The 26,640-nt window shown below is 38.2% G+C and carries 15 protein-coding genes; 12 read left to right on the top strand and 3 right to left on the bottom strand.

All coding sequences use genetic code 11. The features are described from left to right. Positions 1-23: 23 nt before the first annotated feature. Positions 24-992, bottom strand: a complete 969-nt coding sequence (trpS, locus tag B9Y84_RS01385; protein WP_085515301.1) for a tryptophan--tRNA ligase — start codon at positions 990-992, stop codon at positions 24-26. Between the two features lies 1 nt (position 993). Continuing rightward, positions 994-1,380 (bottom strand): DoxX family protein, encoded by a 387-nt coding sequence (locus B9Y84_RS01380; protein ID WP_085515300.1) that lies wholly within the window; start codon positions 1,378-1,380, stop codon positions 994-996. 130 nt (positions 1,381-1,510) lie between these two features. Between B9Y84_RS01380 and B9Y84_RS01375 the strand changes: the two genes are divergently transcribed. The 12 genes from B9Y84_RS01375 to B9Y84_RS01320 all read left to right on the top strand — a co-directional run bounded on the left by B9Y84_RS01375 (position 1,511) and on the right by B9Y84_RS01320 (position 23,224). Then, positions 1,511-2,614 carry a DUF1573 domain-containing protein gene (locus tag B9Y84_RS01375; RefSeq protein ID WP_176223680.1) on the top strand — a complete coding sequence of 368 codons (1,104 nt, stop codon included), beginning with the start codon at positions 1,511-1,513 and terminating at the stop codon, positions 2,612-2,614. Between the two features lie 39 nt (positions 2,615-2,653). Further along, a complete protein-coding gene (locus tag B9Y84_RS01370; protein ID WP_085515298.1) occupies positions 2,654-3,280 on the top strand; it encodes an FMN-binding negative transcriptional regulator in 627 nt (208 codons plus the stop codon). An 87-nt stretch (positions 3,281-3,367) separates the two neighbouring features. Then, positions 3,368-5,095, top strand: a complete 1,728-nt coding sequence (locus B9Y84_RS01365; RefSeq protein ID WP_085515297.1) for an alpha/beta hydrolase — start codon at positions 3,368-3,370, stop codon at positions 5,093-5,095. 35 nt (positions 5,096-5,130) lie between these two features. Continuing rightward, positions 5,131-5,463 (top strand): TfoX/Sxy family protein, encoded by a 333-nt coding sequence (locus B9Y84_RS01360; RefSeq protein ID WP_085515296.1) that lies wholly within the window; start codon positions 5,131-5,133, stop codon positions 5,461-5,463. Between the two features lie 590 nt (positions 5,464-6,053). Beyond that, entirely contained in the window at positions 6,054-7,934 is a 1,881-nt protein-coding gene (locus B9Y84_RS01355; RefSeq protein WP_085515295.1) for a PLP-dependent aminotransferase family protein, read from the top strand. 334 nt (positions 7,935-8,268) lie between these two features. Next, positions 8,269-10,839: a DUF6242 domain-containing protein gene (locus tag B9Y84_RS01350; protein ID WP_085515294.1), complete on the top strand. Its 2,571-nt coding sequence runs from the start codon at positions 8,269-8,271 to the stop codon at positions 10,837-10,839. A 96-nt stretch (positions 10,840-10,935) separates the two neighbouring features. Continuing rightward, positions 10,936-11,265 carry a hypothetical protein gene (locus tag B9Y84_RS01345; RefSeq protein WP_085515293.1) on the top strand — a complete coding sequence of 110 codons (330 nt, stop codon included), beginning with the start codon at positions 10,936-10,938 and terminating at the stop codon, positions 11,263-11,265. A 188-nt stretch (positions 11,266-11,453) separates the two neighbouring features. Beyond that, a complete protein-coding gene (locus tag B9Y84_RS01340; RefSeq protein ID WP_139827916.1) occupies positions 11,454-12,407 on the top strand; it encodes an NAD(P)-dependent alcohol dehydrogenase in 954 nt (317 codons plus the stop codon). A 204-nt stretch (positions 12,408-12,611) separates the two neighbouring features. After that, positions 12,612-12,860 (top strand): FUSC family protein, encoded by a 249-nt coding sequence (locus B9Y84_RS01335; RefSeq protein WP_085515291.1) that lies wholly within the window; start codon positions 12,612-12,614, stop codon positions 12,858-12,860. A 3-nt stretch (positions 12,861-12,863) separates the two neighbouring features. Continuing rightward, the gene (locus B9Y84_RS01330) at positions 12,864-13,580 is read left to right on the top strand and encodes a DUF3667 domain-containing protein (protein WP_085515290.1); all 717 of its coding nucleotides are present in this window, start codon (positions 12,864-12,866) and stop codon (positions 13,578-13,580) included. Between the two features lie 616 nt (positions 13,581-14,196). Next, positions 14,197-22,062, top strand: coding sequence for a BspA family leucine-rich repeat surface protein (locus B9Y84_RS01325; RefSeq protein WP_085515289.1), 7,866 nt, complete (start codon positions 14,197-14,199; stop codon positions 22,060-22,062). A gap of 7 nt (positions 22,063-22,069) precedes the next feature. Continuing rightward, complete coding sequence (locus tag B9Y84_RS01320; protein ID WP_085515288.1) at positions 22,070-23,224, top strand: PorP/SprF family type IX secretion system membrane protein; 1,155 nt, start codon at positions 22,070-22,072, stop codon at positions 23,222-23,224. 117 nt (positions 23,225-23,341) lie between these two features. Here B9Y84_RS01320 and B9Y84_RS01315 read toward each other — a convergent pair whose 3' ends face one another. Then, positions 23,342-26,461, bottom strand: coding sequence for a caspase family protein (locus B9Y84_RS01315; protein ID WP_085515287.1), 3,120 nt, complete (start codon positions 26,459-26,461; stop codon positions 23,342-23,344). Between the last annotated feature and the right edge of the window lie 179 nt (positions 26,462-26,640).

The raw sequence follows: 26,640 nt of genomic DNA, 5'->3' as shown, positions 1-26,640 counted from the left end.
GAATCTAGACTCTAGATTCTCCTTTAATATCCCAACACTTTTCTTACTCTTCCTAAGGTTTTATCTGCAATTGACGCTGCCTTTGCCTCACCTTTTTCCAGTTTCTCGTGGAGCTCATCTAAGTTCTCCATATAATGATTATATAATTCACGCTCCTTTGCGTATTTCTCTACAATCAATTCATAGAGCGCCTGCTTGGCATGCCCATAACCATAATTACCACCTTCATAATTTTTACGCATTTCTGCAATCTGCTCTTCGGAGCCTAGTAATTTATAAATATTGTAAACATTGCAGGTATCCGGATTTTTAGGCTCCTCCATTGGCGTGCTATCCGTCACAATCTTCATCACATTTTTCCTGAGCTTTTTATCAGGCTGAAAAATATCAATAGTATTACCATAAGATTTGCTCATCTTCTCTCCATCCGTGCCGGGAATAGTCATGCTTTGCTCATCTATTCTTGCTTCTGGCAAAACAAATACATCTCCGTAGCGGTGATTGAAAGCACTGGCAATATCACGAGTCATTTCAAGATGTTGCTTTTGATCTTTTCCTACAGGAACAATATCTGCATCATATAAGATGATATCACAGGCCATCAATACAGGATACGTAAAAAGACCTGCATTTACATCTGCCAAACGATCAGATTTATCTTTAAATGAATGTGCATTGGCCAACATCGGGAATGGCGTATAACAACTCATATACCAGTTAAGCTCCGTTACCTGCGGCACTTTTGATTGTCTGTAAAACAAGTTTTGATCCGTATCAAAACCAAATGCCAACCATGCAGCGGCTACTGCATTAACATTCTCCTTTCTTACTTCAGCATCTTTTATTGTTGTTAGTGAATGCAGATCGGCAATAAAAAAGAAGCTTTCATTTTTTGGATCTTGTGATAATTTGATCGCTGGAATAATAGCGCCTAACAAATTACCTAAATGTGGTTTTCCGGAACTTTGAATACCTGTTAAAATTCTTGACATCTTAAATATTTTTCTTTCTGATAATTTTATCTAAACTAAAACTCCCACCGCCATTCAAAGCCGTTACAGAAAATACTGCCGCGTACAATAAGCCTAGCTCCTGCCGTCCGAAAGGATCTCCACTATGCACTACCAAAGCAGCAATTAACATTGTGAACAAAATAGGAACACTGGCCAAACGAGTGTAGAGTCCTAAAGCTACTAAAATTGAGCAGACAAATTCAGCAAAAACGGTAGCAACTAGACTTACTTCTTCTCCTAATCCAATAGGGTCAGCAAAACTAAAATCACCGCTTAGCAACTTCATAAATTTAGGATAGCCATGCGTTAACATCATGAGTCCACCTGCTAATCGCAAAACCAATAAACTTAAATTCTTGTAAGGCATATTTAATTGAATCTATAAAATGTAATTAATATCAGATCTTCTTATTTTGTAAAAGTTAAAAATCTATGGCAGCGCACCACTCAACAAATAAAGAATTATGTATCTTCGCTTGAAACAAAAAAACGAATTTATGAAGAATATCCATTTGTTTAAAAGTACGCCTGTGATTGTTTTTTTATTTTTTTTCCACATTGCAGTATTTGCACAAAATAATAGTGCTAAAATCACATTTATGGAAGAAAGCCATAACTTCGGTACTATTGAAGAAGTAAGCGGTATAGCTAAACACACTTTCAAATTCATTAACTCTGGCAGTGATTCCATAAAGCTAACGTCTGTAAGAGCTTCCTGCGGTTGCACAACTCCTTTCTGGGAAAAAGAAGCCTTAATGCCTGGGGATACTGGAAAAGTCGAAGTAGCTTATAATCCCTTAAACCGACCGGGTAAATTCGCCAAAACGGTAACCATCACCACCTCAGGAGAGCCTTCGACCAAACTCTTACGCATTTCAGGTTATGTAGAGCCGAAGCCAAAAAGCATAGAAGACGAATACAATACAGCATTGGGTGGAATTAGACTTAAAAGTAAATTCATCAACTTCGGGAATATTACAAACGAAAAGCCCGTTAGTAAATTAATTGAGCTCTATAATCAATCAGAAGATACTATAACCGTTTTAGATCGATTTGTATCTGCAGACTTCATTAAAGTAACAAAATTACCTGCTATAATTCCACCGAAAAAATCTGGGGAAATTGAGATCACCTATTTGCCAAAAATAAGAGCTGACCTAGGTTTTATGAATGATCCGCTTACATTTTTTACTGACGAAGTAGAAAAGAGTAATAAATCGCTTAATGTAATTGCTACTATTAACGAGTATTTCCCTCCTATGACTGAGGAAGAATTAGCCAAGGCACCGCACATCGAATTTGAAACTTCGGAATATGATTTCGGACATTTGAATGAGGGCGATACGGTATCACATACTTTTCAGTTTACAAACTCTGGCAAGGAAGCGCTAAAGATAAGAAAGACAAAAACGACCTGCGGATGTACAGTGTCTGAACTTGAAAAAATGGAATATGCGCCTGGTGAACTGGGTCAGATTAAAATCAAATTTGATTCAAAAGGAAGAAGAGGCACACAAATCAAACGCATAACTGTATTCTCCAATGACCCAACTGCACCGAATCAGGATTTGATTATTAAAGCTTATGTAAGGGATAAGTAGGTTTAACCATATGATGATAATACACTTAATTCAATTTTAATGTACATACCAGAGAGTTATAAAAACGAAAATATTGAAGAAGTAAAAGAGTTTCTAAAGGCAAACAGTTTTGGGATTCTCATCAATCAAGTTGATGGTAAAATTTCAGGCACTCATATTCCTATGGAGCTTGATAAGGATGAAAATGGCGAAGACGTTTTAGTAGGCCATATTGCCAAACGGAATCCTCAAGCAAAAAACTTTACGGAAAAGGCAGAAGTATTGGCCATTTTCAATGGGCCTCACAGTTACATTTCATCTTCCTGGTACCAAAAAGAGGATGTTCCTACATGGAATTATATTGCAGTGCATGTATATGGAACCATCAAAATAATCGAAGGAGAGGAATTATTTGAAGCGATGAAAAAACTGGTTGATAAATACGAGCAAAATTCAGCAAATCCGGTTTCTGTTGACAAAATGTCAAGCAAAACATTGCAGCAAATAAATGGAGTTGTGGGATTTTCAATTAAGATCAAGGAAGTTCAAGCCGCATATAAACTTTCCCAAAAGCATGATGAAACAGATTATCGTACCATTACATCAGAATTGAAAAAAAATGGAGACTCTAGTTCTATCAGCATTGCTGAAGAGATGCGGAAGGTAAAAGAAGAGCCAAATAATTAGATAGGTAAAACCTATTTAAATAGAAATGGGGGAACTAGCAAAATTTCGATGATTATCAGTATCTTGTTACTGTAAAAAATCATCTCTATGAAAAAACTCACAATTCTTTTAATAACACTTTGTTGTGTTGCTTGTCAGCCAGACCCAGCCACCCTCACTTTTGAAGTTTCGTTTAGTGATCAAGTCTCTGAAGAAGCAAAAGATGGTAGACTATTGTTATTGCTTTCCACAGATGATTCTCAAGAACCACGTTTCCAAATAAATGACGGACCCAATACACAGCTCGTTTACGGTCAAAATGTTGATGCGATGGCAGCTAGTCAAGCTGTAGTCTTCAATGCTGAACAATTTGGCTATCCGATCGAAAACCTTAATGATTTAGAGCCTGGTGATTACTGGGTGCAGGCATTATTGCACACCTATGAAACCTTCAATCTGGCTACTGGGCATACGGTAAAACTTCCAATGGACAATGGTGAAGGACAGCAGTGGAATCGATCGCCAGGCAATATCTATAGCAGTCCGAAAAAAATAACTATCCCTCCAAATAATCAATCGGCAAATTTTTCCATTGTAATGGATCAGATCATCCCTCCTATTGAGGAGCCGGAAGACACCAAATGGATCAAGCATATTAAAATAAAAAGTGAGCGCTTAAGTGAGTTTTGGGGAAGGGATACTTATCTCGGAGCGCATGTGCTCTTGCCAAAAGGCTTTGATGAACATCCAGAGGCAAACTACCCTCTAATGGTCTTTCATGGCCACTACCCCTCTGATTTCGGTGGGTTTAGAACAACTCCTCCAGACTCCACCATGGACCCGGAGTACTCCGAAAGATTCGATGTGGAAGGCTACAATATCATTCAGCAGCAGGAAGCTTATAATCAATATCTGCAATGGATAAGTGATGATTTCCCGCGCTTTATTATCATTGAAATACAGCATCCTACTCCTTATTATGATGATTCCTACGCGGTCAATTCAGCAAGTCAGGGACCTTATGGTGACGCCATAACCTACGAACTGATTCCTCACATAGAGGAACAATTTAGAGGAATCGGTGAAGGTTGGTCGCGCTTTCTTTACGGTGGGTCAACAGGCGGCTGGGAAGCATTGGCCGTGCAAGTGATGTATCCAGATGAATATAATGGCGCCTTTGCAGCATGTCCTGACCCAATAGATTTCCGTGCGTATTGCTTAGTTGATTTATATGAATACGACAATGCTTATTATTACGAAAGTGAACACAAGCAAGTCCCTATTCCTGCTCATCGTGATTATCTAGGGGCAGTAAACTCTTATATGAAAGATGCTAACCATAAAGAATTAGCACTTGGCGATAAGTCTCGATCTGGTCAGCAATTTGACATTTGGGAAGCTACTTACTCACCTCAGGGAGAAGATGGCTATCCAGTTCGTATTTGGGATAAAAAGACTGGTGATATCAACGCTGAAGTTGCGCAGTATTGGAAAGAGAATTATGATTTACGATATATACTCGAAAGAGATTGGGAAGAATTAGGCCCCCAACTGCAAGGGAAAATTAACATCTACTGTGGTGATATGGATAATTATTACCTCAATAATGCTGTATATCTGATGGAAGAGTTTCTGGAAAGCACCACTGATCCTTACTATGATGGAGAAGTCGATTATGGAGACAGAGCCGAACATTGCTGGAATGGCGATCAGGAAAACCCAAATCACATCTCCAGATTGCGCTACAACACGATGTATGTAGATAAGATTATGAATCGAATTAATGAGAGCGCCCCAGAAGGAGCTAATTTAAGTAGTTGGAGGTATAAAGAATAGCATGAATTATAAAATTTAACCTAATCACTAAACCCATGGCAACCGATCAAAAATTTGTAGATTATATAGTGGAACAAATCGAGAATGCAGGAGAAATCAAGGCTAAAAAGATGTTCGGAGAGTATGGCATCTTTTCCGATTCGAAGATATTTGGCCTCATTTGTAACAATAAATTATTCTTAAAACCTACCAAGGCCGGTCGTGAATTTATTGGAGATGTAGTAGAAGACCCCCCTTACCCGGGGGCAAAGCCTAGCTTTTTAATTGAAGATAAAATTGAAGACAGCGGATGGTTGAGCGAATTGGTGAGGGTTTCGGTTGAAGAATTGCCGATGCCGAAGGTTAAGAAGAAGAAATCAGGTTTTTAGTTTAAATACTAAAATTTCGACTTAAATACATTATCTGCATTGCCGTTTCTCTTCACACTTATTTCCATTCCCAAATCTGTTTTTACTTTCTTTTTTCTTAGACAAAAAAGAAACAAAAAGTCAACACAAAAATATGCTCCAACACTCATGCTCTTCCGGCCCGCATTCCTGCCTGCAGCAGACAGGTTTGTCCTCCTGCCCGCTCGTTCTAATCAAGCATTATTTATAAAATGAAAATCTTTCTCCTTACATGAAAACTAAAAGCTTTCCTTATAGAATTTGCAAATAATACAGGGTAACCATAGCATGATGCGGGACCCATTATTCCCTGACTGGTTCAAGTGTCCTACAGGACCTGTCCGAACTTATTACAAGACATTGAACTTTCGCTTTGACTATCTACCCTTCGACACTCTGCTGATACCTATTAATCCCACGAATTTTTGCTGGAACCATTAGCCTTGCCTAATTTAGCGCTCGCTTGGATGAAAAGGAGTAAATGTTATGGGAATGACTATTGCTCTATGATCTCAATCTGGCGTAACATTTAGTCATTAAAGCGGTTAAGAATCTATTGAAAAGATAAAATTATGAAGGATACTAAAGTGCTGAAATTTATAGAAGATGTAGTAGGAAATATGCCAACAGATTGGTTGAAGCTTACCACACATCGACTTGATATTTACAATGAAGAATTAGCGAAAACTGAATTTTTAGAGCGTTTTGAAAGTTTATATGCCGTTCAAAATTCTGACACTGTAGCACTTAGTGAATTACCTACAGCTTTTGACTACATTCGTTTAGGTCATCCTTTATCTTCTGTATTGGAATGGGCCATAGCCAAATTGAATGAAACCAAAGCCGATAATGTCATCAGCTTTTCGTCACAGACGATCCCAGTTTTAGCGGTATTAAGAAAAAACCATTTTGAAAAGAAAAATACCCTGATCGCTTATAGAGGAGAATTACCCACTTTTTTTGATGCAGATACGGTAGAGAGAGTGTACGAATACCAATTTGAATTAAAGCAGGTATCCGATTCAGGAGATATCCCTGAATTTGAAGGCACTACTATTTACATTTCATCGTCAGATGATTTCAGTAAATTTGAACTTAACCCTAATATTGACTTTTCCATCAATAGTCATGAGGAATTAGGAAGTATTCTTTTGGTCAACGGTACATCAAATGAAGCCTACATATCGGAAGTCCAACATGTGAGAAGAAGAGAAACCATTTCAATGACTCCGGATGATTCTTTTTCTGCTTTGAAGCTCTTGTTAGGCAAAGCTTTTGCTCCACAGGATAAAAAAATGGTAGCGAAGAATAAAGAATCTGTAATCAATTCCATTCAAGAAATTACAGCTACCAGCTCAAAATCGCTATTAGGCTCTTGCGGATTATCCGTTCAATACGCGATCATGATGGGGCTGATTGATGAGGCCTCACAAAAGCACCCGGGAAAAGCCATTAAAATCATTGTTCCCCCTAACTGTTATGGCGGTACTAACGACCAGGCCAGACGAGTAGCGGCTTGTGTGAGTAATGTAGAGATTTTGGATTTACCTGTTGATGGCGATAACGATATGGTGCAAAGCACTGATAAAGTATTGAATCAAGTTGCTCAGGAAGGTGCGGTACCTTATATCATTGCTGAAATTCCGACCAACCCAAGAGTAGAAGTGCCGGATTTAGAGCAGTTAAGAGATGTGTTAAGCAAGGAGCGCACAACCTCAACAGGCGAGAAAGCCATTGATCCAGTTTTCATTTTAGATCAAACCTTCTGTCCTAATGTGCAATTCTGTGGAGAAGAAGGTGTGCTTGCCGGCATCAGAACAATATCATATGTAAGCGGATCGAAATTTCCTAGTGGCGGAAAATGTACGGCTGGATATACGGTGGCTAATCAAAAAGCAGCCAGCTTGATGGACAATATTGAAAAGCACATAAAGCTTTGTGATAATGAAGCCACCGATCTGCAAGTAGAGATTTTAGCAGCACAGATGCCTTCCATGTTGCAGAGGATTAAGGATGCGTACAAAAACACACGTGAGTTTGTCAACTTCATTGACGAGACTTTGCCAACGGCCAAAATTAATTTCGTTTCAGAAGAATTAGCGAAAGCAGGCTTCACTCCTTCTGTGTTCTCCTTAGACTTACCAACCAAAGGTGAAACGCATGAAGAAAGAGAAACTTACAAAAGGGCTTTAAACAGCAAACTCATCAATATGATGATCAGTGAAATCCCTGAAGAAAGTAAATACTGCGTAAGCTATGGACAGCTTAAAGGCTGTTATTGGACCATCCCTGCAACTTCTACTCAAGGAACTACCAAGGAAGACGACAAGGATTATATTGCCCGAGTATCGGTATCACCTGATTTAGACCTTGACCTTCATAAAAAGGTATTTGCTGATTTCGTTGAGCAAATTACTTCAGAAGACGCCAAGGAAAAAGCAATGGATCTGTAAACCCATCAGTTTTCATGCTACCTGAAGGTGGCATGAAAATTATTTCATTTACTCTGCTCAGTTTGTTAGTAGGTGTAGATACTAGGTATTAAACTATTCTTCAATCTATTCTCCCCTTCCACTTCCTTGAATCGACACTAGGCTTTCCTAAAAAAATCTATATATTTACGGTATTATTAGTTTACTTACTTCCAGAACCTGCAAAAGCTCCTTTTCACAAGTAGGTATTTCGAATTCATAGTTGCTGATAAAATAAATTGCACAAATCTGTTTATACCTGAGTCAACAATAAATACTATATTCGAGGAGTCGAAATAATTAAAATAACGTAATCATGAAAAAAGTATCTCTTCTGGTTCTTTTGAACTTGCTAATGTATACATTATTATTTTCACAAGGGATGTCAACTTCTGGCCCATATGGAGGGTTTATGGGTGAATTGGTAAAAACAGAAAATACTCTTATTGCTTCAGCAGGTAATGGAGGAGTATATAAATCTATTGACAATGGACAAACATGGGAAAAGAAAACTACAGGCCTTCCTACTAATGGCACAGTCTATGATTTAGTGTCTAATAATGGAACAATTTATGCCTCTGTTTTTAACAATGGAATTTACTTATCTACAGACGAAGCTGAAAATTGGACAGCAATTAATAATGAAGTAGAAGACCTTACTTTCTATAACTTTATGGTCAATGAAAATGACATCTATGCTGGAAATGCCAATGGAGGTGTTTACTATTCAGAAGACAATGGATCAAATTGGACTGAAAAAAGTGATGGGATTGCTGACATACAATTTGAAGATTTTGCTTATTTCAAATCAGCTGTCTATGCTGGCGGGAGTTCATTATTTAGAAGTACAAACAGCGGAAATTCCTGGGAAGAAATAGAAATCACCGGCCTTGACGCAAATGGCGTTAGATCAATGACGGCAACAGAAAATTCATTAATTGTTGGAGATAATGGAAACATATTTGTTTCATCAGACGGTATTTCATGGAACAAATCTACCTTAAACGTAAATGCATCCATCTTAAACATGGGAGTTTCAGGCGATAGCATTTATTTAACGACTAGTGTGGGAAGATTCTACTACTCCAAAGACGAAGGCTTGAACTGGGTTTTGGTTCAAAATACTGAAACTGACCAATTTGTCCGTGACATTGAATTACTAGATAATGCAATAATCATGAGTACATCTGAAGGCATCTATTCATCTTATGATAATGGAAATGAATGGGTGAATAGTAATCAAGGCCTTCAAGCACTGGAGATAGAATCACTCGCTTCAAATGGGACTTACATATTTGCTGGCACTGAAAGGCAAGGTATTTTTCGTTATGATACCGAGTCAAACTGGACTAAAATGAATTTCGGCTTAGATGCCTTAAATGCAAAGTCAATTCATAATATTGTAATAGTGGGAGATGACGTTTTTATCGGAACTGGCGGAGGTGTTTATCGTTCTTCCAATTTCGGTACTGAATGGAGCAGAATATCTGACCTTGGGACAAGTACCCTCGATTTTGATAATGGAAAATTCGTACTGGGCTCAGGTGGCACGGGGATATATGTTTCAAGCGACACGGCTAAAACTTTTGTCTTAAGCGAAAATAATGGACTCAATATTGAAACTGGTTATGAAAGTATTTTATTGCAAGGAGACACAGTTGTAGTAAGTACTCGGAACGGTGAAATGTTCTTATCTCAAGATTTAGGGCACAACTGGACAGATGTTTCCATTACAGGTGACTATTATATGACTTACGATTTACATTATTCAAATGATAGATTATATGCAGCAACAAGTAAAGGGTTACTATTTAGTGAAAACCTAGGTGAAAGTTGGGCCTTCTTAAACAATGAGTATCTCTCTATTTCCGGTATTGCTATGGCAGGAAAAAAAGTATATGCTGCGACTAAAAATGGGTTATTTGTTACTTCTGAAACTAGGGAGAAATGGTATCATGTAAGTGGAGAGCTCGGCAATTCAGCAGTCAATGAAATTATTTTGACATCAGATAAAATTTATGCCGGTACATTTGCTTCTAGCGTTTGGGAACTCCCTATTCTTGAAGCGAACCTTCCTCCAATTATACTTTCACAAGAACCTATTATTTCTGACGAAGATACCGAATTATCAATTCCGCTTGATAAGTTAATAGTAGATGATGAAAATACATATCCTGAGAATTTCACTTTTGCTGTTAAATCTGGCGACAATTATTCTGTGAGTACCAATATCATAATTCCGGATGAGAACTTTAACGGAATTCTTAATGTACCAATCTCAATTAACGATGGAATAGATAATAGTCCAGTTTTTGATTTAACTATTGAGGTCAGTCCTATTAATGACGCTCCTGTAGTAGTTGCATATAAGGGTCCTACAAATATAGCGGGAGATGAATTATTGGAGGTTTCACTTTCAGATCTGACTGTAAATGATGTTGATAATGATTTTCCTGACGATTTTTCGCTTTCTGTGCTAGAGGGAGATAATTACCAGTTAACAGAAAATCAAATAAGACCAAATACTGATTTTGTAGGTGATCTTACGGTGCCTGTAAAGGTAAACGATGGAGATATTGACAGTGAAGCTCTCAATATCACCATTTCTGTAACTGCCATTTTGAGTATAAATAATCGGGCAGACAAACCTAAATTCTCAATCTTCCCTAATCCATCTAACAATTATTTGAAAATAAATTCAGATATGATCATTGAATCTAATCAAATAAGAATTTTAAATTTAGAAGGAAAGTTATCGAAAACAGTTCCGATGAAAACCGAAGTTCAAAATAATGTAATCGATATAAGCTCCATTCCAGCTGGTATCTACCTAATACAAATATCCATTGACGATGATGTTTCTACAGTGAAGTTTATAAAACAATGAAAATAGTATTCTCTCAACCTCTGCGAATTAAAAATATATCGGGCTATTAGCAATTTCGTTTCAGAAGAATAAGCTAAAGCAGGCTTCACTCCTTCTGTGTATTCCTTAGACTTACCAACCAAAGGTGAAACGCATGAAGAAAGGGAAACCTACAAAAGCACTTTAAACAACAAGCTGATCAATATGATGAACAGTGAAATCCCTGAAGAAAGTAAATACTGCGTAAGCTATGGACAGCTAAAAGGCTGCTACTGGACCATTCCAGCAACTTCTACCCAAGGAACGACCAAGGAAGACAACAAGGATTATTTTGCCCGAGTATCGGTATCACCTGATTTAGACCTTGACCTTCATAAAAAGGTATTTGCTGATTTCGTGGAGCAAATTACTTCAGAAGACGCCAAGGAAAAAGTCATTAATCTATAAACCTATCAGTTTTCATGCTCCCTTGAGGTGGCATGAAAACTACTTTTACTCCTTCGCGAGCTCCTAGTGTATCATCCTACCCCCAACTAAATACCCCTAGTTTTTACTAAGAAAAACTATATCTTTATAAGCATAATGTTGAGCAAGCCGATGCATAATTAAAAACCTTAAGATTTGATATGACTTTGATGAAAGCAGTAGTATATAACAAAAAGTACTCCCCTTACAAACTGCGAATAAGCGAGATAGGAAAATCTATACCTAGCGTCAATGAAGTATTAGTAAAAGTGATATCAGTATCCTTAAATGCTGCAGACTATCGTTCCCTGAAAATTGGGATCATTCCAAAAAAGAAAATATTTGGATCTGCTGTATCGGGAACCATCGAATCGGTGGGAAGAAATGTTCGGCAGTTCAAGGCGGGTGATGCCGTAGTCGGAGATCTAACAGATTTTAAATTTGGTGGCTTAGCAGAATACACAGCAGCTGCCGAAAAGGCATTCACTCTCAAACTTGCCAATACATCCTTTGAAGATGCTGTCACTTTACCAGTAGCTGCAACAACAGCTCTGCAAGCATTGCGAGAGAAGGGCAAGATCCACGCAGGACAAAAGGTGTTAATTGTCGGCAGTGCCGGTGGTGTTGGAACTTCTGCAATTCAATTGGCGAAATATTTCGGTGCAAAAGTAACTGCGGTATGTAGCTCCAAAAACGTGGCGCAAAGCATTGATTTAGGTGCGGATAAAGTAATAGATTATACGAAGACTGATTTCACCAAAGGCAGCGATCGTTACGATCTAATTCTGGCCATCAACGGAAATTATCCCTTATTAGGATACAGACGGATTTTAAATTCCAATGGTACATATGTGATGGTAGGCGGTACGCTAGGTCAAGTATTAAAATCCATATTCTTTGGCTGGTTATTTTCTTTTGGAGGAAAGAAAATGAAAACCCTTTCTGCAAAAGCTGATCAAGAAGATTTAGCTTATCTTGTACAATTATTAGATGAAGGCAAATTTAATGCTATCATCCATAAACGCTACACTCTTGACGAAGCAGCAGAGGCCATGGACGATTTAAGTAAAGGACACTGCCCTTCTAATGTGGTGATCAATATTGAGCAAAGTAATTTGCTGTAATCAGTAGAAACTAAACCCTTTGCACATACACTCTTCTTTCCATCGTACTATTCCTCAGAAAGTTGCATTTAATTTCTAGGTGATGCTAAATAATGATGATTAGTGCTAAATAGAACTACTTTTACTATCTTGCTTTTAAAACTATCTTTTTTACCTACTCTTGAATAAAGTGCAAATAGATTTCATCTTTCAAAAAGATACGCTATGAAAAACAAAGAACTCTCCGAACTTAGTGACCAAGAAGTGTTAGATGAGTCAAAAAAAGTAAAGTCCAACCCAATTGCTAATGCTCTCATCATTGGGTTCCTCTTTGGTATTGTTATTTATAGTGTTGTTGTAAACACTTGGGGTTTTCTCACTTTAATACCATTATGGTTAGCCTATCACTTTATTAATAATTCTAAAAAAGCTAAGAAAATAGAGCAATTGTTAAAGGAAAGAAATTTAAAATAAGGCATGAAAAGCATCTGTAAAAACTGCAAATCCGAAGTAGAGCAAAATTATTGTCCAAATTGTGGAAGAAAAGCTGATTTAAATAGAATTAACGGTCGGTACATCTTCACAGAAATCACAAGCGTTTTGTACCTGGATAAAGGCATATTGTATACCATTCGGGAATTGCTCATTCGGCCGGGCTCCACCATCCGCAGCTTTATCAAAGAAGATAGAAACAGACTTGTCAAACCCGTGATATTCATCATCATATGTTCTTTAATCTATTCACTTATTAGACAGATTTTACAATTTGAAGACGGATATATCCATTACAATGATTCTGAAAATTCAACTGCCATGTATATTTTTGGATGGATTTCCGATAATTATGGATATGGAAATTTAATTATGGGAATTTTCATAGCACTATGGGCAAAAGTGCTATTTAAAAAATTTGGTTATAATTTTTTTGAAATCCTGATTCTTTTATGTTTTGTAATGGGAATAGGAATGCTAATATTAGCGCTCTTTGGAATTATAGAGGGACTGACTCAGTTAGCAGTATTGCAATTTGGCGCAATACTATTTGTTATTTATGCTACTTGGGCCATTGCACAGTTTTTTGATAAGAAGAAGTTTTCGAGCTATATGAAAGCTTTTCTTGCATATTTCTTGGGGATGCTAACATTTACATTAGCTATAATTTTAATAGGCAATTTAATAGACTTTCTAGTATAGAAACTCTTTAAAAATTGGAATAACAGCAATTGATCCTCCTCAGCACACTACAAAAAAATTGCATCTTAAATATTTTAGAGAACTGCTGGCTTCCTTAATAATTTTAAAAAGCTAGAGCATGAGGTTCTAATGGAAATCACAAAATCTTAAAAGATTGGCAAAGCACATTAGCCTCCTAATCTTGCTTAACCAGCCAAAATCAAACAATTCAATAGGATAAGAAAAGCTTTTTATCGAAAAATTTAAATTTTCCATTATAAAATTTTGTTTATCTCAGACTTAACTGTTGATTTACAGTGCAAAAATTATCATTTTAAAATGAAATACTGTATTTTGCATGAATGATTATATCACTATTAGGTAAAATATTAGATTTTTTATAGAACAAATGATCTCTTCTTTAAAGGGATAAGAGTAAGGGCTATTTAGTAATGAGGGAAATAAAATTACAGTCAGCAATAAGTGCTACTGAAATACATTAATGCTACTGTATAATTTAAATGCATTGAACTATATAAAACTCCTTTTTAGGGGGATATAATCACAACTGGTTGCAAAAGTAATTGCTTTTTACAAACGATTATTGAGACACCAAAAAAGTAAATAGGCAATCAGAATGAAGCTTAAAACTATATTTCAAAGTAATAACATCCAACCTAATATCTTAGGTGCTAGATCTTCTATGAACAATGTCTTATTACTCATTTTACTTTTCTCAACGTTACTAAGTCCGAAAATTTTACAACAAGGGGCTGATACTACTAAACGATTATCAACTATTAGTAAACTCACCTTGGCTAACGGAACTGTATTAGCTCATAGTTCAGCCTTTTCTACTCATAAAACATCTGATTTGATCAATAATCAAGGAATGCTTTCCGACTCAGATGGTTATTCGAAAGATAAATTGCTTTTACAAACTGTGCCGGACAGTTGGATCAAATTTTCAGCTATTGGGGTACAACAAATAAATATTCCTGCCGGATATACTGATATTAGTTTAGAGTCTGGTGAAGATGCTACTTTTCTCATCCTTAAATGCAATAACAAGGAATTTTCTATGACATTGTCACCAGAAAATAAAACGCTTGAGATTGTGACAGGACTTAATGTGAAGGAGTTAGAGATTGGCAAGTTGCCCGCTTCTTTTGGACAGAATTTGAAGATCAATTCAAATCCCGTTTCCAAGACTCCTCTGACAGTCACTTTTTCAGAGGTTTTAGACTTGGGTGATAAAGGATTAGATGTAACTGCTTCTGAGATCGAAGTGAAAGAGACTATTCGAACTACAGGCGATATTGACCTCAAAGCACTAGAAGGAAATGATGGGAAAGGAAAATTAATCGTAACAGGGGCATTAAATGGAGCTCAAGTTTCAGTTTTTGCAGATAGATTAAGTCAAGTATTTGGTGAGATAACATCCAACAAAACAAGTGGGCTCATACAGATACTCTCTAAAGGTGACGTTGAAATCGGAGAAAAAGCTTACTTGGATGCATCTGCTCCAAATGGAGGCGGTACCATTTTAATTGGTGGCGACTTCAAAGGTAAAGGGAGTATACCCAATGCGCAAAAAACTTATATAGCCCCAAATGCTACCATAACAGCAAATGCCACAGCGGATGGCGATGGCGGTAGAATTATTGTGTGGGCGGATGACTTTACGCAAGTATATGGTAACCTCAGTGCCAAAGGAACAGGTAGTGGTAAAGGAGGCTTTATTGAAACCAGTGGAAAGATAAACCTAGACGTGCGCACCGTCCCTGATGTGAGCGCTGAAAGTAGTAATGGAGGCGAGTGGTTGTTAGATCCAAGGAATATTGATATTGTAGCGGGTGGAGGAAATACCAATATCAATACCACTTCTCCTTTTAACCCAACCGGAGATAATGCCCAGCTAGGAGTTAATTTAATTACTAGCGCACTGGGTTCCGGTGATGTTACCATCAATACCAATACAGGTGGTGCTCAACAAGGTAATATTAATCTTTTGGTTGATATTGATTATAATGGAAGTGGTGCTGGTAATACACTTACGCTCAATGCGGAAAACAATATTAATTTACAGGGAAGTATCTTCGATGGAGTTACTGGAGACTCCGAATCAATTTCTGTTGTTTTAAATGCAAATGGATTTATGGCTGGGTCAACAGAATCTATTGTTACTCATGGAGGAACAATAGATCTAATTGCTGCAAATGTAATACAGTTTAACAACTTAAGTTCTCAAGCAGCAAGTGGTGCTGGCGGAAATATAAATGTAGTTGCAGGTGGAGATATAGATATAAATGGAACTGTAAACTCCGATGGAGGTGGGCTTGGTGCCGGAACTATTTCTATCCAGAGTACTGGAGGTAATTTAAATTCTTCGGCGAGCCCGCTAAGTCTAAATGCTTCAGACCAAAACGGGAGCACGATTACCTTAACTATAGCTGGAAGTATTTTAACTCCTCTAAGCATAAATACGGTTGGAGGAGCTGGAGGCGGTGGTGATATTAGTATCACAACCTCTGGAATAGGCCCTACTACTATTAATACAATCAGTCCTAATGGTTTAGGAGCCTCTGGAAATGTCACATTCAATGTGGGTGGTGATTTAACGCTTCCTGGCTTTAATCTAAATGGCGGACTAATTTCTGGAGGAATTCTAAATATAACGGCAGGTGGAGATGTTAGTTTATTAGGAGCATTTACAAACAATGGTGTGCCAAATGGCGGAGCCATTGATATCACAAGTACAAGCGGAAATATCTCGGTCACTAGCCTTGCCTCTAGCGGAGGCACTGATTTTGGTGGTGCAATAACACTAAATGCAGTTAACGGCACAGTTACAGCAACTGGTAATATTTCTACAAATGGGGGGATTGGCGGTGGTGGCGTAGACATTGATGGAGGAATTATTAATGTATTAGATTTGAATTCGGGAGGCCCTGCCTTAAACCTCAATAGCTTCATTGGTAATATTACTTGTGGTGACTTAGCAACAGAAGATAGTTTTAGTGGTTCTGGGCCGATTAATATCTCGTCCGCAAATAATATTACTACTGGAACTCTCGATGCAGCAACAGGGGGACCTGGATCGGGCCCAATTACTTTATTAGGGAACGATATTACTATTAACGGCAATGTAGATGCTTCTGCGGGGAGTACAATGGCAAATGGTAATACAATCGATATAACAGGTAACATAGTGGATATAACAGGCTCTTTTTTAGCTACTGGAGATGGTGGTGGCGGTTCTATACTTATCGATGCTCAAACATTGTCTAAACCAGTAGGTAATTTAATTTTTGATGTTTCTACCTCAGCCTCATCCGGAGGTGCTGGAGGTTCTATAGCTATTAACTCAAATCAGGTTTTAAACGACTTGTCTTTTAATGTGAGTGAAAATGGAGTAACGGGAGGTGCTGGCGGATCTGTCTCACTTGATATTGCTTCAGGAACAACCACTATTGCTGTGCTGAATATGAATGGCACAAATGGAGGTGGAGATTTTACTGCAATCGGCAGTTCAAACTTAGTGTTTAATACAAATCTTAACTCTAATATTACCGGAGCTAACGGTGCTGGTGGAAATATTCTCATAGATGTTAATACGATTTCTTTTGGGGCTGGATTAGGCATAAACACTACTGCCGTTGACAATGGTGGCGACATTGACTTAACAGCCGCCGGAGATATTAGCATAAATGGAACAGTAGATGCTTCAGCGACTGGTTTCCCTTCAACGGCAGGAGAAATTACAATTACAAGTACCGCAGGGAATTTGAATTCTACTGCTACCCCATTAGAACTTATAGCATCAGCTAATGAGGGAAACAACATCACCTTAGATATTTTTGGTAATATCAATCAGCCCTTAGATATTAATACGCAACCAGGTGTTGGGAGTATTTTTGGTAATTTAAATGTTACCACAGGCGGAGCTGCTCCAACAACATTCTCCAGCATTCAAGTTAGTGGAGCCCAAGGGGCAGGAAATATAACAATCAGTACTGTAGGGGACTTAATTTTTAATACAGATGTTGTGGCATCTGGTTCTTTCGGAGCTCCTGTTATCATCCAGTCACTAGCTGACATAACTTTTGCAGCAGGTTTAGGGATTAATACAAGTGGGACTAATGGCGGTGGTGATGTAGCACTTACAAGTGATGGAACTGTAACAATACCCAATGGTATTATTACAAATGGCGGTTCAGCAGGAAGTGGTGATTTAACAATTAGTGCCCTTGGTAACATTACTACAGGTGAAATTGAAACTGTTTGTACAGTAGGTGATGGTGCTAGTGGTAATATAGATTTAAATTCTTCTGCAGGGTCAGTAAACTTTTCCACCATAAGTGCAGAATACCCACTTGAAGGAGGTGGTAACGTAAGTATAACTGCTCTAAATGAGGTAATTGGCTCTGGTTCTTTCTCTAATCTTAACGGTAATAACGCAAGCATTTCCACAGTAGGAGGCACTTCTTCCGGGTCTGTGTTTATAAGCCATAACAATAATAACCCACAAGATTTTGAAATTAATCAAGGAGCTACTACTAATGGCCTCTTCTCTAACCTAGCTGCAGATCCATCCCTTTCCTCTGATAATTTCTTAAATACCACAGTTGTTGGTGGTAATTATTTATCTGGAGATGGAAATGTTCTGATTAGGACCCCTGGCCCACCCTTTATCACCACCTGGAGGACGACCACAGCTAGCGAATCGATTAACATACCTACTTTTGGAGGAGGTTACCTTTATGACGTAGATTGGGGTGATGGTAATACGAGTACAGCTCAAACAGGTGATGCCACTCATACTTACGCTTCTGCTGGTACTTATACGGTTTCCATTTCGGGAAATTTTCCCCAAATATATTTCAATGACCCTAGTCAGCTTGATCCGAACACTGCCAAAATACAAACGATAGAACAATGGGGAGATATCGCTTGGCGATCAATGGAATCAGCATTTAGAGGATGTTCTAACCTTACCTATAACGCTGTTGATATTCCTGACCTATCAGGAGTAAGCTCAATGCAGAGCATGTTTGAAAGTGCATCAGTTTTTAATGGCGATATAGCCGCTTGGGACGTGAGTACAGTAACATCAATGCAAAGAATGTTTGATGGAGCTGAGGCATTCAATCAGAACATTAGTATATGGGACGTGAGTTTAGTAGAAAATTTTGTAAGGATGTTTGCCGGAGCAAATGATTATAATTCTCCTCTTGAGGCGTGGAATGTTATCGGGGCTACTGACATGAGTGGGATGTTTGCTTTTACAGATTCTTTTAATCAGCCTTTGGATGGATGGGCAAATAAGTTGAATGGCGTTTTAACCGTGGAAGGGATGTTCCAACAAGCAAATGCATTTAACCAGGATTTAAGTAACTGGGATGTGAGTACGGTGGTAAACTTTGACAGAATGTTTATATCCACAGATGTTTTCAACGGGAATATTGCAAACTGGACACTAACCGCTGCTGAAGATATGAGTCAAATGTTTTCAGATGCTCAGGCCTTCAATTCCGATATATCTGGATGGGACGTAAGTAATGTAACAAACATGAGCGGAATGTTTTCATTTGCAATTGCTTTTAATCGAGATATTGGTAGTTGGGATGTAAGCAATGTAACGGATATGGGAGCATCGCCAAGCGGTGCTTTTGAAGATGGAATGTTTAGAGGTGCTACTGCTTTTGATCAAGATTTGGGAGGTTGGGATATTGGAAATGTGCTGGATATGGAAGAGATGTTAGATAATTCGGGGATGTCAACCGCAAATTATGAAGCTACTTTACTGGGTTGGGGAACTATTGATGGCGGAGCAGGGGAAACTGCCATCCCTAGCAGCATCACCTTGGGCGCTGTAGGACTTACTTATTGTGATGCCACAGGAAGAAATGAGCTTACAGGAGCCCCAAATAATTGGATAATCAATGGGGATGCCCCCTTAGTGGATGCGACTGCAATACCAACTGCAAGTCAATTAAGTGTTTGTGACGGGAGTTCCTTTGATTTCAGCATTGGTGCAAACGTTCAGACGGCTTTTACCTATAAGCTGTACAGTAACTTTACGAATCTAAGCACTAGAGGAAATGAACTTGGAACTTGGACAGAAGGAAATGCAGTCACTCCTATCACCTTAACTGATGGTGTCGATGGTATTATATTGGGAGATAATATTTTAACCGTGGTAGGTGAAGATGCAGGGCAAACCTGCGAAACCATTTTAGACGCTTTGCTCACCATAACCGTGAACTCTGTACCAACAGTTGTTATTGCAGGAGATGCTACTATTTGTGAAGGAACTTCTACCGATCTAACTTTTACGCTGACCGGGACTGGTCCTTACGATGTAACCTATAGTGATGGAGCAACAGATGTTGTGTTAACTGGTATAAATGATGGTTATATAGAATCGGTAACACCAACAGCTACTACCACCTATTCCTTGGTGAGTGTGATTGATGCTAATAACTGCTCAGGCACTGCTGTCACAGGTTCTGCAACAGTAATAGTGAACCCCGAACCAACGGTTATTATTTCAGGAGATGCTACAATTTGTGAAGGAGAATCTAGCGATCTTAGCTTTACGCTGACCGGCACTGGTCCTTACGATGTAACCTACAATGATGGAGCAGCAGATGTTGTATTAACTGGTATTGATAATGGACATATAGAACAGGTAACTCCAACGGCCACTACCACCTACTCCTTAGTGAGTGTAACTGATGCAAATAGCTGTGCGGCAACTGCTCTTGCAGGATCTGCAACAATCAACATCAATCCGTTACCAACGGTTGCTATTGCAGGAGATGTTACTATTTGTGAAGGCGAATCTAGCGATCTAACTTTTACGCTTACCGGGACTGGTCCTTTTGAGGTAACCTATAATGATGGAGCAGCAGATGTTGTGTTAACAGGCATAGATAATGGACATGTCGAAGCGATAACCCCCACAGAAACTACTACCTACACCTTAGTAAGTGCTAGTGATGCAAGTGGATGTGCAGCAACAGCTGTTACAGGATCTGCAACAATTACTGTCAATCCTGTTAGCATTATCACTTTGGACGCACAGGGTCCATTCTGTTTGTCAGATGCATCGACTTCCTTAGTCGCTACACCTTCAGGTGGAATTTGGAGTGGAACTGGCATCACTGATGGAACGGTTGGTACTTTTGATCCGAATACAGCAGGTGTAGGTACTTTTACGATTACCTACACTATCTCGGAATTAGGCTGTTCAAATGAAGAAAGTATTGACATAACAGTATTGGAAACACCTGATGCGAGTATCAGTGCAGCGGGACCTTTCTGTTCTGGAGATGCACCCGTCACCTTAAGTGCAATAAATCCTGGCGGAAGCTGGAGCGGTACTGGTATTACTGATGAAGCTAGTGGCATCTTTGATCCAACTTCTGCAACTATTGGTGAAAATATTATCACCTATACCCTTGAGGTTGGTAGCTGCCAAGACGTAAAAACCACAACCATTCTCGTTAATGAAAGTCCTGAAGTATCGATTGATGAAGTGGCTCCAATTTGTTTGGAAAGTACGCCTATCACTTTAATTGGAACACCTAGCGGTGGACAATGGAGTGGCTCTGGAATTACTGACCCTGATGCAGGCACTTTCGATCCTACAGTAGCAGGCATAGGTATTTCATTAATAAATTATACGGTCAACATTGATGGTTGCTCAGGTGCAAGTGAAATCAATATAGAGGTCTTGTCTGCTCCAGATGATGCTGCTGAGATTAATGGACCTAATGATTTATGTGTTGGCGATGAAGTTACTTACACGACATCGGCAATTAACGGTGCAGAAAGCTACCAATGGGAAACTCCTTCTGGATCCGTGACGACTGATACACCTGAACTTACTTATACGGCTCAAGATGCAGGTCAAATTTCAGTAGCAGGTGTCAATAGCTGTGGTGTTGGCGTACCCTCAAACATTTCATATAATTTGGCTCCCCCCGCAACAGCAGACTTCAGCTTTATGGTTTCTCCTCTCAGTGACTTAGAATACCAATTTACTAGTACTTCTACCGGAGAGGTAAATAATTGGAGCTGGGATTTTGGAGATGGTAGCACCTCTGCTAGTGAAAATCCAACGCATACGTATGAACTCCCTGGAAATTATACAGTTTCTTTAACTGTTTCCAATGGTCCTTGTGAAGATGTTGTGACTCAAACAGTCATTGTGAACACCGAGATCATTATTACTATTGGAAACATCATTACAGCTAATAACAATGGTCAAAACGATTTTATTTATATCGAAAATATTGAGAAATATGAGGATCATCAGGTGCAACTTCTAAACCGATGGGGTAAAGTGGTATTTTCATCTACCTCTTTTAGTAATACTCCCAGCACTATAGCTAATAGACCTGAGCTAGAATCAGGCAATTACGTCTGCATAGTGATTATTAGGTTCGCTGGAATGCAAGTCAAACAGCAGCAGTTAATAACTGTGGTAAAATAGTCGGAATATGAAAAAACAAATACTAATCATCTTAATATTAAGCTTTTTTTCAGGAGTATTAGTAGCACAAGACATCCCGCTGTTTACTCAGAATTTTACCAATACATTTATCTATAACCCCTCATTTGCAGGAATTGATCACGGCTCTATCACCTTAGCGAGGAACCAAAGCTGGCAAGATACACCTGGGGCTCCTAATAGTAATTTCTTAAGTATCAACACTCCCATTCCGAATACTAGATTTGGGGCAGGCTTCAGTATTCTTTCTGAAAATATTAATTTTTACAATAATCTACACATGTCTGGGGCACTTGCTTATCATATTCCTCTAAATGCTGATAATGCTTTTTCATTTGGTATTTCTGGAGAGTTATCCACTATAAATGTGAATTTCGATAATATATTTGCTGAGGACTTGTCAGAGTCTGCCTTAACAAACTTAGCAAGTCAATCCACTAATTATGATTTCTCAGTAGGTTCTAGTTATAGAAGTCGTTATTTTCTCGTAGGAGTTTCTGCTAACAGATTAATCAGCACTTTGGAAACCGAAAGAACTGGAATAGATTTCTCTCAATTTTACAATGGTTACCTTCGGGTATTGTTACCAATGCGTTCAAGAAAAGATTTATTAGAACCTGTTTTTAATTATCAAAACCTTGCTTCTACTGGGAGTCAATGGTCCGCTGGTATGTTTTACACTTTTCAAGAAATTGTCACTGTGGGTGCAGCTTTTCGTAGCTCAGAAGTATGGAGCTACTCTACTGGTATTTCTATTAATAATCGCTTAGCATTAGGATATACATATGAGACCATAGGAAATGGCTTGTTTTCATCTGCTAATCCTACTCATGAAATAGTGTTGCGCTTTGACCTCTTAAAAACGGGTTACAAATACGAAAACGCAAGCCATATTGAACAAACCAAGATGGCTATGGCACTTAGGCGTAAAACTTTAACCAACAACTCCGGCAGTCCTATTCGGCCGAACGGATTCAAGCGTGCAAAGCTAAGAAAGCTCAACCCAAGCAAACGTTACGGCACTACTGGGAAATTCAAAATATTTGGCAAAAAAAGACCTAATGGTCTTCGGAAATCTATCAATAAAAAGAAACGTTTGAGAAAAATCAAAAGGAGGAACAAAGGTTTTTTTAATAAAAGATAGAAAACCATCGATTAAGAGAGCTTGGTAACCACCTTTATTTTAAAGCTAATTAAATCACGCTACTTATGCAGTTTTGACCTACCCGCATAGTTGTTAAGCTGTGTGTTGTCGGTTCCCTTACCTTGTCACGATGCCAATCGGAAAATCATTTCCGTGCACAAAGCCAGTTGGGTATTGAGCTTTGCCTCCATACTCATTACTTAGAAAAGGAACCCGCTCTTCTAAATAAAGCTTAATTTCATTTACTGTTATTTTATCATCACCCTGATCAGCTTTACCATCCAGTGCCTCTAGCAAAGCATAAGTAAATACTCCATGACCTAAAGATTCAAATTCAGTGGAGAACTGTTTTGAGCCACTGGAAGCAACCATTACTACACCCGAAGCTCTTGCTAATTGAAAAAGCGCTTTTTCCTCTGAGGCCACGGCTCGCGTTGTAATTGCTGCTACGGCTCCACCGGAATGGCAGGCATCCATAAGAATTAATTGCTTCTGTGCTTTTACTTTTGACAAGAGCAGTTTCAAATCAGAAGCAGAAACACCTTTTTGCTGGAGCTGTTTTGAATCACCATAAATGCTAGTGACATCCGTAGGAACCAAGAAGTATTCACTTTCATTTTCCTCATCAATAATTCCGTGTCCAGCGTAGTAAAATATAAATACGTCTTGAATACCGGCCTTTTTACTTACCGCATCAAAAGCAGAAACAATATTATCCTTAGTGGCTTCGTAATCGTAAATCTCTACTAGATTGACAGATTTAAATAGTGAGCTGGTATTTTTTTGAATTGTTGAGGTAAAAGTTTGAGCATCGGAAAACGCATAATTCAGGTTGTACTTAGAATTCTTATACTTATTTATCCCAATAGAAATAATGTGAAGGTTAGATGATGCCTCCATAACACCATCATAGGAGATTTTTAATTTATCTTCTCTTGATTCAGTGTTTTGATAATTCTTTACAACTACTGTAAAATTATTCAAGCCTGGAGATAAATTAACCTCATAGCTCTTTTTCTCTTTTCTACCTTCACCTATGCTCTCTACTTCTTTATCCAGAATAATGAGTTTTTCATTCTGGTAAATGTTAATTTCCTTTACTCCTCCCCCTCCGTCATAATAGGTTACACCTAGTGATAAAGTCGGACTTTCAGAAACATAAGTACCCCTCTGATAATCAAGACCAGCAGAATCAATTTGAGACTTCGTTAACTCAAAAAAGATGGCTGAAGGCCTATTTAGCTTTGTCAAGTCAAAAATCTCGTCACCTTCTGCTCTCAATATATCCTCAACTCGTTCTCCTTTTGCAATACTTTTCCATAGGATTTCAGGTCTGTACAGAATATCAAAATATTGTTCAGCAATATAAAAATCAGCAAGCGTATTTATTCCTCTATTTATATGCCAGCCAAAATAACGCGAACCATCGCTACTACAACTAAAATAACCCTTTGGTGCCCAGCAAACCCACTCTTTGTCAGCAGAAATAAATAGATTTAAAAAAGGTTCGGCAACAGCACCTAATTGTTCGTAGACTTCATTGAGGTCTTTCCAGTTTCTATCTTTAGCATCCTTCATCAGGTTAATAGTTTCCTGCCAAGCACTGGTATTGGTGATGTATGTTAAAGAGTCAAATGGTAGACTTTCGAAATACTCTTGCCAGATAGGATCATCGAAGACCTCCCGAATGCTAGGTAAAACTCCTTCTTCATCCAATTTCCATAAGATCACAGATTGGTCTTCACTGCCTGATGCAAGATATCTTCCATCGGCACTGACAGAAACAGACCTTACGCTTCCCTTATGCCCTTTAAATATTTTTTTGAGATTCCCATCCCTATTATACATTTTAAGTGATAAATCGCTGGCAACAATAAGTTCATTATTAATTGAACTAGTAAAAGCTAAAATCCTACCATCCACTCTTGGATCATTCACAATAGTGCCCCCTCTTTCAATATCCAAAGAATAAAGATCCTTTTGGTACACTTTCATTTTTGGCACACTTGAAATTTGCTTTCCTGATTCACTAATCGGTTCAGCATGCAGTTGAAAACTCTTGAAATCGAAGCTTTGAGAATAAGTTTTGTCTTTGCGCTGATCAGTAGAAATGTGTAATTCAAGTTCCTTACCAAAAGCGAGGCCCCAAATCGTATTTCCTTTGCTTTTGATACTCAATTTAGATTGCCCACTAATGGCATTCCACATGTAAATTTCATGATTATTACCCCCAGCTGTAGCTATCATATAATTGCCTTCTAAGGATTTTGGTGAGAAAGCTGCTGCGAAAACAGTGTTATCGTGAGCATCGAAGCTTGCAATTTTAGAAGCATTAGGTAGTGTATAGCTAATGCCTTTACCTGCAATATCCATCGTTACCAGAATACGAGAATCATAGGAAAAGCTAAGGGCATTAACAATGCCTTCCTGCTCGTCTAAAGCAGTAATAAAACTACCATCATTCTGCCAGAGTAATACTTCCTTCTCAAAGGTACTAGCAGCAATATATTTGCCGTCAGGAGAACAACTCACTTTATTGACAATTCCTTTGTATTTGGAAAGCTTTTTATTCGGAAAAGAATCACCATTTTCATGAATAACTGATAGATCATAAATAAAGATTCCGCTTTCTGCGCCTACAATTAAATCTTGGCTCTTTTTATTAAAAGAAACAGAAGATACAGGAGTACCCATGTTAATGGTGGAGACTTTTGTTAAATCCATCCCACCTTCATTTGTTTCAAGCTCCCAGATAATGATGTAGCCATCATCACCTCCGCTGGCCAAATATCGTCCATTACCACTAAAATCGAGTGATTGAATCACATTAAAATGCCCTACAGCCGTGCCAACTTGTTTTCCTTCCTCTAAATCTATTATTAATATGTAATTTTCTTTTTGACTCTCTACCGGGTAGCCTGCAACGGCCAATAACTTACCATCTGGAGAAATGCTGCTCGTATAAAAAGTTCCACCATAGCCATCGCTGATTTCAGATACATATTTTTTGATAAGCTCACCAGTAACAGTATTCCAAACCCTTATGCTCTTATCTTCCGATACTGATATAAGTTGGGAACCATCTGCTGTATATGAAAGATTATAAATTTTACCAGAATGACCTTTCGAATCAATTTCTATGCTGGGAGGAGCACTCTGGGATTTACTATAACTCACATTAAATATGAAAATTAAAGAGTAAATCGTGATCGCCTGTCTTATAAGTGCTAGTGCCATAGGTAAATATAAAATTTTTTAGTTTAAAAGCACTAAGCTTTAAATTGTAAATTCACTTCCTTAAAAGGTATAACCTTCGAATTTTAGAAATCCTCGACTATCAATCATAGATATAGTCAAATAGTAAACCATGCTATTTTTTACCCATCCTTTCACAACTTAGGTTGTTAATAGGATTT

It is taken from the genome of Marivirga sericea (genome assembly GCF_900177665.1).
GTDB classification, from domain to species: domain Bacteria; phylum Bacteroidota; class Bacteroidia; order Cytophagales; family Cyclobacteriaceae; genus Marivirga; species Marivirga sericea.
The sequence above is the reverse complement of the archived record's forward strand: the minus strand, read 5'-3'. Positions and strand labels throughout refer to the sequence as shown.